General features: G+C 57.0%; 11 protein-coding genes. 4 read left to right on the forward strand and 7 right to left on the reverse strand.

Going from position 1 to position 8,133, the window contains the following annotated elements:
- Positions 1-427: 427 nt before the first annotated feature.
- Together IQ254_RS27725 and trpS are read right to left on the reverse strand one after the other, a co-directional pair.
- Entirely contained in the window at positions 428-1,360 is a 933-nt protein-coding gene (locus IQ254_RS27725) for a methylenetetrahydrofolate reductase (protein WP_278000390.1), read from the reverse strand.
- Between the two features lie 122 nt (positions 1,361-1,482).
- Positions 1,483-2,493 (reverse strand): tryptophan--tRNA ligase, encoded by a 1,011-nt coding sequence (trpS, locus tag IQ254_RS27730; protein ID WP_193969384.1) that lies wholly within the window; start codon positions 2,491-2,493, stop codon positions 1,483-1,485.
- Positions 2,494-2,679: 186 nt separating this feature from the next.
- Between trpS and IQ254_RS27735 the strand changes: the two genes are divergently transcribed.
- Positions 2,680-2,976: a hypothetical protein gene (locus tag IQ254_RS27735; RefSeq protein WP_193969385.1), complete on the forward strand. Its 297-nt coding sequence runs from the start codon at positions 2,680-2,682 to the stop codon at positions 2,974-2,976.
- Positions 2,977-3,196: 220 nt separating this feature from the next.
- The gene (locus tag IQ254_RS27740; RefSeq protein WP_228041165.1) at positions 3,197-3,589 is read left to right on the forward strand and encodes a hypothetical protein; all 393 of its coding nucleotides are present in this window, start codon (positions 3,197-3,199) and stop codon (positions 3,587-3,589) included.
- Between the two features lie 16 nt (positions 3,590-3,605).
- On the opposite strand, the gene IQ254_RS27745 is transcribed toward IQ254_RS27740, so the two are convergent.
- From IQ254_RS27745 to IQ254_RS27755, 3 genes are all read right to left on the reverse strand, one after another.
- Positions 3,606-3,761: a hypothetical protein gene (locus tag IQ254_RS27745; RefSeq protein WP_193969387.1), complete on the reverse strand. Its 156-nt coding sequence runs from the start codon at positions 3,759-3,761 to the stop codon at positions 3,606-3,608.
- Between the two features lie 162 nt (positions 3,762-3,923).
- Entirely contained in the window at positions 3,924-4,298 is a 375-nt protein-coding gene (locus IQ254_RS27750) for a response regulator (protein ID WP_193969388.1), read from the reverse strand.
- A gap of 170 nt (positions 4,299-4,468) precedes the next feature.
- Positions 4,469-5,758 (reverse strand): mechanosensitive ion channel family protein, encoded by a 1,290-nt coding sequence (locus IQ254_RS27755; RefSeq protein WP_193969389.1) that lies wholly within the window; start codon positions 5,756-5,758, stop codon positions 4,469-4,471.
- Positions 5,759-5,851: 93 nt separating this feature from the next.
- On the opposite strand from IQ254_RS27755, the gene IQ254_RS27760 reads away from it, so the two are divergent.
- Positions 5,852-6,778: an SDR family oxidoreductase gene (locus tag IQ254_RS27760; protein WP_228041166.1), complete on the forward strand. Its 927-nt coding sequence runs from the start codon at positions 5,852-5,854 to the stop codon at positions 6,776-6,778.
- Between the two features lie 178 nt (positions 6,779-6,956).
- The gene (locus IQ254_RS27765; RefSeq protein ID WP_193969391.1) at positions 6,957-7,376 is read left to right on the forward strand and encodes a hypothetical protein; all 420 of its coding nucleotides are present in this window, start codon (positions 6,957-6,959) and stop codon (positions 7,374-7,376) included.
- Between the two features lie 113 nt (positions 7,377-7,489).
- Here the strand turns inward: IQ254_RS27765 and IQ254_RS27770 are convergent, their stop codons facing one another.
- Positions 7,490-7,729, reverse strand: a complete 240-nt coding sequence (locus IQ254_RS27770) for a Uma2 family endonuclease (RefSeq protein WP_369011369.1) — start codon at positions 7,727-7,729, stop codon at positions 7,490-7,492.
- A gap of 19 nt (positions 7,730-7,748) precedes the next feature.
- Entirely contained in the window at positions 7,749-8,069 is a 321-nt protein-coding gene (locus IQ254_RS27775; protein WP_193969393.1) for a hypothetical protein, read from the reverse strand.
- Positions 8,070-8,133 lie beyond the last annotated feature (64 nt).

The raw sequence follows: 8,133 nt of genomic DNA on the forward strand, positions 1-8,133 counted from the left end.
AGATTGCCGGGCAGATGTTTGATAACGAATATGACCTGGCCATGACCGTCATTGAGGGCATGGAGGCACGTAGTAGAACCGGAGATTACCCACTGGAACGTTTTATATTTAATTGCGCCTAGCTACTTAGCCCTCCTCGCGGAGAATCTTGATGGTTTCAGGAACAGCCACCGGCACCTCCTCTGCGGCCGAACAAGTTATTGGATCGATCCAGTCTGCCTATATGCCTGCTGTAGGGTAGATGGGCAGATTATCTGCTGTCTCATCACCCCCTAGAGGATAGATAGGAGGCAAATAACCTGCATAATAGCCTTCTCAAAGGTAGATAGGCAGACAAGATCCGTATGTTTCCATTTTTCCTTAGGATTCATGCGTACTACGTTGATTCAGGTTTTGCTGCTGGAGTGAGCGCGGCAATGAGACTGGTTTAGCTATGGCTGGGATGGCTGAGAGCGGTCTCTAGCGGAGCAATGCCTCCAAGATCCAGAATTTGGGGAATTAAATCTTCGCGGCGCACCGCCATCAGGTGCACCCCTTGACACAGTTGCCGGGCCACCTGCACCTGTTCGGCGGCAATTTGTACCCCTTCTTGCAGCGGGTCACGGGCAGCAGCCAGACGCTCGACAATAGCCTCAGGAATCTGCGCCCCAGGCACGTTGCGATTGATGAACTGGGCGTTTTTGGCCGACTTGAGCAGAAATATCCCCGCCAGCACTGGGCGATGGTAGCTTGCCGCCACCTGGTCCATAAATTTGCCCAACCGATCAAAATCAGTAATCAGCTGGCTTTGGAAAAACTGCGCCCCAGCTTTGACCTTGGCCTCAAACCGCCGCTGGAGCCCCGACCAGCTAGGTGACTGCGGGTCGATGGCCGCCCCGGCAAAGAGATCGAGTGCCCCATCGGCCAGCGGCTTGTCATGGCTATCGACCCCATAATTTAGCTTTTCGAGCAGCTTGAGCAGCCGCACCGACTCTAGATCAAACACACTTCGCGCCTCGGGATGATCGCCAGCTTTTACGGGGTCACCTGTGAGGGCTAAAATGTTGCGCAGCCCCAAGGCATGCACCCCCATCAGGTCGGCTTGGAGAGCAATGCGGTTGCGATCGCGGCAGGCCACCTGACACACCGCCTCCACCCCCTGCTGTTGCAGTAGTAGCGCCGCTGCCCACGATGACATGCGCATCACCGCCCGGCTGCCGTCGGTGACATTCACGGCATGAACCCGCTCTTTGAGCAGCTGCCCCATGGCCAGCATATGGTCTGGGTTGCCCCCCTTAGGTGGCATCACCTCTGCTGTGACCAAGAACTGGCTAGCCTTGGCCGCTGTCCGCAGCCGATAACCCAGGGGTGCAGAAATCAAACAGGTCTCCTCAACGATCCGTAGGGGCTATAGGGGGTGGAAGGATCCATGGGACTGGCAGCATCCTTGCCCTTAGGAGCCGTGGGTTCAACCACGGGTAGTTGCTTAGTATATCCCGCCAGCTACAGTGGTTTGGAATAGCCCAGCGCATTTTTTACTCGCCCTAGGGTGACCTCGGCTACCGCTCCTGCCTTTTCGCGTCCGGTTTTGAGAATGCTTTCGAGGTAGGTGCGATCGCCCATGAGGTCATTAAAGCGCGCCTGAATGGGGGCTAGCGCCGCCACCGCCGTATCGGCCAGCAGGGGCTTAAACTGGCCCCAGCCCATCTCCTTGCATTCTGCCGCCACCGCCGCCTTGGTCTGCCCCGACAGCACCGTATAGAGGGTCAGCAGGTTGTGGCACTCGGGCCGAGCCGGGTCATCAAACCACAGTCCCCGTTCGGGGTCGGTCTTAGCCCGCTTAATCTTTTTCACAATCACCTCCGGCGGGTCGGTGAGATCGATGCGGCTTTGGTCAGAGGGGTCTGACTTCGACATCTTCTTAGTGCCGTCGGTCAGGCTCATCACCCTGGCGCCCTCAGCGCGAATCATGGGTTCGGGCACCTTCAGCACCGGGTTTTCTTCGCTACCAAACTGAAAGTTGAGCCGGTTGGCAATGTCGCGGGTGAGTTCCAAATGCTGCTTTTGGTCTTCGCCCACGGGCACTAAATCGGGCTCGTAGAGCAAGATATCTGCCGCCTGTAGCACCGGGTAGTCGAGCAGGCCAATGCTGACGTTTTCCCCCTGTTTGACCGCCTTTTCCTTGAACTGAATCATCCGCTCTAACCAGTTGAGGGGGGTAATGCAGTTAAATAACCAGGCCAGTTCGGCGTGGGCGGGCAGGTGAGATTGAACAAAAATTGTGGCTTTCTCAGGGTCGATGCCGCAGGCGATATAGGTGGCCGCTACTTTGTAGGTATCTTCTGCCAGTCGCGCCGGGTCGTGGGGCACCGTAATGGCATGCAGGTCAGCCATGAAGAGAAAGGCGTCGTATTCGTCTTGCAGGTCAACCCAGTTGCGAATAGCCCCCAGGTAGTTGCCCAGGTGGAGATTGCCTGTCGGTTGAATGCCAGAGAGAATGCGCTGTTTAGCCATAGGTCAAGGAAAGGTGCGGCTAGATGAACGGGAGGATAGTGCCCTGTGGCATAGCCCCCTATGAATCTACCCCAATCTCTGCCTGCCGCCGTAGCTAGATATCAGCCAACGGTCAGAGTTTTCTTGCCGAGATGAGATTAATTGTTTAGGTTTGTAAATAGAGATCATAACTAATTTTCTTCCCCTATGAGCCCTTCTACCGACCTGTCGAGCCGTTTGCAAGCCGCCATCAGCCTGGCTCAACAGGTGCAGCAGCACCCCGAAGCCCGCCTAGCCTTTGAGGAGATAGTGGGCGATATCAGGCGCGAAAGCCCCCTAGCGGCAGAGCTGCTGGAGCAGCTTTGGAAAGAATACCTTGCGTCCCAACGCTCTTCGCTGTTTTGGGAGCAGTTGTCACAGGTGGAGAAAACCCTGTCCGATCGCATGAGCGAGAGCCACATTCAGCTCAAGCAAAACTATCTGCGGCTGGTGCAGGAGCAGTGAACGCCAGTAGTTTGATGGGCTAAGCCTTAAAGGTAGGCAATTCTGGGCCTGGGGAGTTCAGGAGGCAGGTGGTGGCCCCATGGGCGATTTACCATATCCTACAGGTTTAATATTTTTTTGTCCTAGGCTAAGCGCTGCACCAAATTTGCTTAGACATACATAAAGGACAATCATGAACCCCATGCTCTTTGGCAGTGCTCTTGTTGTAAGTGTTGCAACTATGGCGCTGCACCAAAGCTCTTCAACGATGGCGGCCCTGCCAACGGCCACAACGCCGATTTCCTCCTCAATTGCCCAAGAACCCAACCAAGATAACTTGCAAATGACCTGCACCGGGTCAATTTTGGTCAATGACCTGGACTTCACCGTGTTTTTTACTCGAGAAGCCGGGTTTTCTCGCATTGAACTGCGGCGCCGCTCCAGCGGTCAGCGCATTGCTGAAACCTTTCTCAGCTATGACCGCAATAACAGTAAGGGGCAGGCTATCTGGCGAGGTAGCGTGAATGATATGGCTGATGTAACCCTGGTTCATCTTTCTAACCGTCCAGCCCGAGTTGGCGACCAGGTTTCAGTTGGTTACGACGGGCAATGGGGACGGGGTACCTGTCGCTAAAGGTGTCAACGATCGCTCAGGGGGGCGTCATTCGCGACTGGCTATTACTGTGCGATTTTTCAAGGCAGAGCAGTATGACGACGCCCACCGTGTAGGCCACCAGGTCTTCCCAGACAAAGGTGGTGCCAATGACCTCGCGCACCCGTCCCGCAAAAAATAAGGGTTTGGCCACAACGGCGGCGGCACCATCTTGTTGCAGCTAGAGCTGGTCGGCGAGGCGATCGCGCGCCACCAGACACAAAGCTGGGATGCCGTGCGTCGATGCATCAGCCTTCAGCTGAGCCAATATCTCTGAGGAGAGGATCTTGTGGGAAATACCCCCGATCAACGGCCCCTACCATGCCAAAAAGCCCGAAATTTGGCTGGCTAGGGTCATCGGGTCGAAGGGTTTAGTGATCACACCCCTGGCTCCCAAGGCGTACAACTGCCGTCTGTCGGCAGCCTGGGCCTTAGCGGTCATAAAAATAATCGGGATAGCTTGAGTATCGGGCGTTGTTTGCAGGAGTTTTAGCGTAGCTATCCCATCGCGCTCAGGCATCATCACATCTAGCAGAATGGCATCTGGGTGCTCTGAGCAGGCGATTTCAAGGCCTTCATTGCTGGACTGGGCGGTCAGCAGCTCCCAGCCCGCCTCCATCATTAGCCCTACCTGGGCAATTCGGTGGATATCGGCCTCATCGTCGATCAAAAGAATGCGTTTGGTGGCCATGGTTGAGCTCATTCTGGGGCAGCGCTTTCATTTTGCAGCCATTCCGCACGGAATCGGGGACTGGGGCGCAGGACCTAATGCTCTAGGGCGCAAGTTTAGATACTATTCCTGAAAGCTAGGGAGCCAAGCGATCCGGAACGGTGGACATATTTCAGCCTTTGAGTAATAGCTTAATCATCGCTGATGTCTGGGGCATCGATCTCATTGGGAATTGGTTCGGTGGCCATGGCAGCGGGAGCGATGGGTTCGGCAAACTGGGCCGCTTGCAGGGTTAGCTTAATCGCCGCCAGCACGTGGGAGGTGACCTGCAAAAATGACTGTTTGCGCGAGTTGACCCAAAACTGAGCTTCTAAATTGACGCTGTTGGGGGTGAGTTCGCGCACCAGCACGGCGGGGGGCGGGTCGGGCTCGACTCCCTCGATCTGCATCATCTGCTGCTGAATGCGGTGAAACAGGTCAGGCAAATCGGCGTTGTGATCGATGCCCACCGTGACACTGCTAAGGCGTACCGGAGACGCCGTGTTGTTGGTAATGCTGCTCTGAAACACTTCCTGATTGGGAATAAATACCAGGCGACCATCGTAGGTTTGCATCGTAGTCGCCCGCAGCTGGATTTGAATGACGGTACCCTCATAGCTGTTGATCACCACCTGGTCGCCAATGCGAAAGGGGCGGGTAGCCAGCAAAATCACCCCAGAAATGTAGTTGCTGAGCACATCGCGCAGGCTAAAGCCAATCGCCACACTGGTGAGCCCCAGGGTACCGAGTAGCGCCGCCAGGTTAAGCCCCAGCACTCCCAGGGCGACCACCGCTCCTAGGGTCCACACGCCGCCGTAGCTGAGACGGCTGATCAGCTCTTCGGTGGTGCGATCGCCCTCGGTATTCGTGGCCCATACCAGCACGGCATGGCGTACTATCAAGGCCATCAGCCAGGTCAGCCCTAGCACCAGTAGGGAGCCGACCAGGGCGGGCAGATTATCAAGGGTGTTTTTGAGCAGTTCTTGGGATGTGTTTTGAATGCGATACCGCACCGCTACCGCCAGATTGGTGCGGGCCATAGCCTGGTTGAGTAGGTTGGCCCAGCGCCGCGCCAACAGAGGGACTTGGGTATTGAAATCAAGGGCATCCTGCTCGGTGACGGTCATCACCAACCGCTGGTTCACCTGGAGGGTCGCCTGGGGGCGATCATCGCTTTTCTCGACCGTGCTCTCGATATTGACCGTAATAGGTGCCGGGTCGGCGTCTTGGCTCAGCAGTGCGGCAAGGCGCCGATTGATCTGCTCGGCTCGCTCGGTTGCGGTGGCCTCGGGCAGACCGCCCACCTCAAACACCGGCTGCCCCCGCACCACCACGTCGGCAAAAAATGGGTCGATGGCGGCTGGGGTCTGGCCCGACGCCAGCCCCACTGGGCCTAAGCACAGAGCGAGTACTAGCCCCAGCAGGGCAAAGTGCGATCGCATGCTCTCGTATCTGCTCCATCGTCTCTGTTTTTGGGCCATAGCCACTCCCAACCCGCCCCCAGGCGTATAGTAGACTCGCCTACATTCAAACCCATGTCAGCCCCGATGGCACACCCCACTCCAGCTTCGCCTGCCCGCCTGTTGATTACGGGCGCCAGCGGTTTTTTAGGCTGGCACCTGAGCCGCCAGGCCCAGACCACCTGGCAGGTCGAGGGTACCTACCATGCCCACACCCCGCCGCTGCCGGGGGTTAGTCTGCACCGCATCGATCTCACAGACGCCACCGCCGTCGATCGCTGGCTAGAGCAACTGGCCCCTAGCGCCATCATTCACACCGCCGCGCTGAGCCAGCCCAACCGCTGCGAGCAAGACCCCGATCGCTCCTATGCCATCAATGTCGAGGCGACGCGCGGGCTGGCCCAGTTTTGTGCCCAGCGCCAGATTCCCTTGGTGTTTACCTCCACCGACCAGGTGTTTGACGGTCAAGCCGCGCCCTATAGCGAAGCCTCTCGCCCCAACCCGATCAACCGCTACGGCCACCACAAGGCCGAGGCCGAAGCGCTGGTACAGGCGCTGCACCCTGCCGCCGCCATCTGCCGATTACCGCTGCTCTATGGCCCCCCCAGCCCCACCGCCGATTGCTTTTTGCAGGGTTTTTTGCGCACGGTGCGATCGGGTCAGCCACTAAATTTGTTTATAGACGAGTTTCGCACCCCGGCCTATGTCGAAGATGTGGCCGTCGGGCTGCTGCTGGCGCTGGAGAACGTCCATGGGTTATTACACCTGGGTGGCCCTGAGCGCCTCAGCCGCTACGACTTGGGCCTGCGCATGGCCGAGGTATTTGGGTTCGATAAAACGCTGGTGATTCCCAGCCGCCAGGCCGATGTAGCTATGACGGCTAGCCGTCCGCCAGATGTATCGTCGAATAGCGCCAAAGCCTATGGGTTAGGCTATCGCCCCCGCAAAGTCAGCGATGGACTCAGGGCGACAAAAGACTGGGCCATACAAGAGCAGGGGTAAATGATGGGGTGAGTGCTGGATCAAAGCGCAAGGGTGAGAGACGTTTGTTGCCATGCTGATGCGCTCCACGGGTCAATACCAAATCCAGCCTTAATTCCTACAAGATGTGTAGACGGGCGCCAAGGGCACCCTAGCAACGGCTACAAAAGATCAGTTCCGCTGTGTGAGGATCGTTACCATGAAAAAGCTTTTGCCGGTTGGATGTTTGATTGGCCTGGCGGCATGGTTGCTGAGCGTGCCGACGGCCCTGGCCGACCCCTGCACCGCCAACTGTAAGTCAGGGCAGATCCAGTTTACGCCGGGCGATCGCATCACCATTCAGGTCGTCAACGTGGGCAGCCGCCCCCTCAGCCTGGAGCAGCCACCCCTGCTTGGCCCCCGCGTGCTCTACACCGGCAACACCATCGAGACGCAGGTGGGCTGGACGGCGCAGCCTAACCCTTCGGTGTTTTTTTGGTCGCAGGAACACTTGCCCGTGCGGGCGCGATTGTATCGACCTGCCCCGAATACCTTGCGAGTGGAGGTGTTTGATGCCCCGGCTGAACCGAGCGATCGCAGCATCACCATCGAAGCCGATGGTCGGGTTTCGGTGAAGTAGATCGGCGATCGCTTCACCGGACTAGTACTCCACGGCGCAAGTTTAGATACTATTCTTAGGGCTAGGGAGCAGGGGAGCTAGGGAGCCAAGTGATCCAGAACGGTGGACATATTTCAGCCTTCGAGTACTAGCTGGGCGACCTCAAGAGCGACGGTTGGAAAACTCTCGGAGTAGAGGGTGCCATCGCTCAAGGTTGACGTTGCCTGATACTCCCCCTCGAACGGGTTACGAAACACAATCAGGTCCCTAGTTTTAAGATTCACCACCCAGTACTCAGCAATACCGGCCTGGGCGGAGATTTTGTCCTTTAGCTCCAGGTCTTTCTCCAAGCTGGTGTTGGCATACTCCATCACCCAAAAAATAAGGATGTCGCTAGCGCCTATCTCTCACGAGATCGTGAATAATTTTCTCGACACACCAGTCTAGCGATCGCCCCTGATGGGCGAGGTGGGTTGCCTGCAACAGTCGAGCCGATACCTCTCGATTGTGGGTATAGGTCGTAATCTTGCTAACCGCACTATTCACAACCGCTGGAGCTACGGTTGCTCCTCTGCCCTTGGTCTGAACCCTGCGCCGCCGAGTCTTTACCGCTGCTGTACCCTGTCGAGAAATACCTTGTCTTTTTAGGGTTTCGCCCCGCGCCCAGAGCCAGAAAATTCCCAGCATAGTGACCGTAAACACTAAGAAGACCATTGATTCAACTTACCGCTCAGTAAGCTAAACATTCCCCCAGATCTATCGACCTTATCCCCCCATC

This window comes from Nodosilinea sp. LEGE 07088 (assembly GCF_015207395.1).
Lineage (GTDB): Bacteria > Cyanobacteriota > Cyanobacteriia > Phormidesmidales > Phormidesmidaceae > Nodosilinea.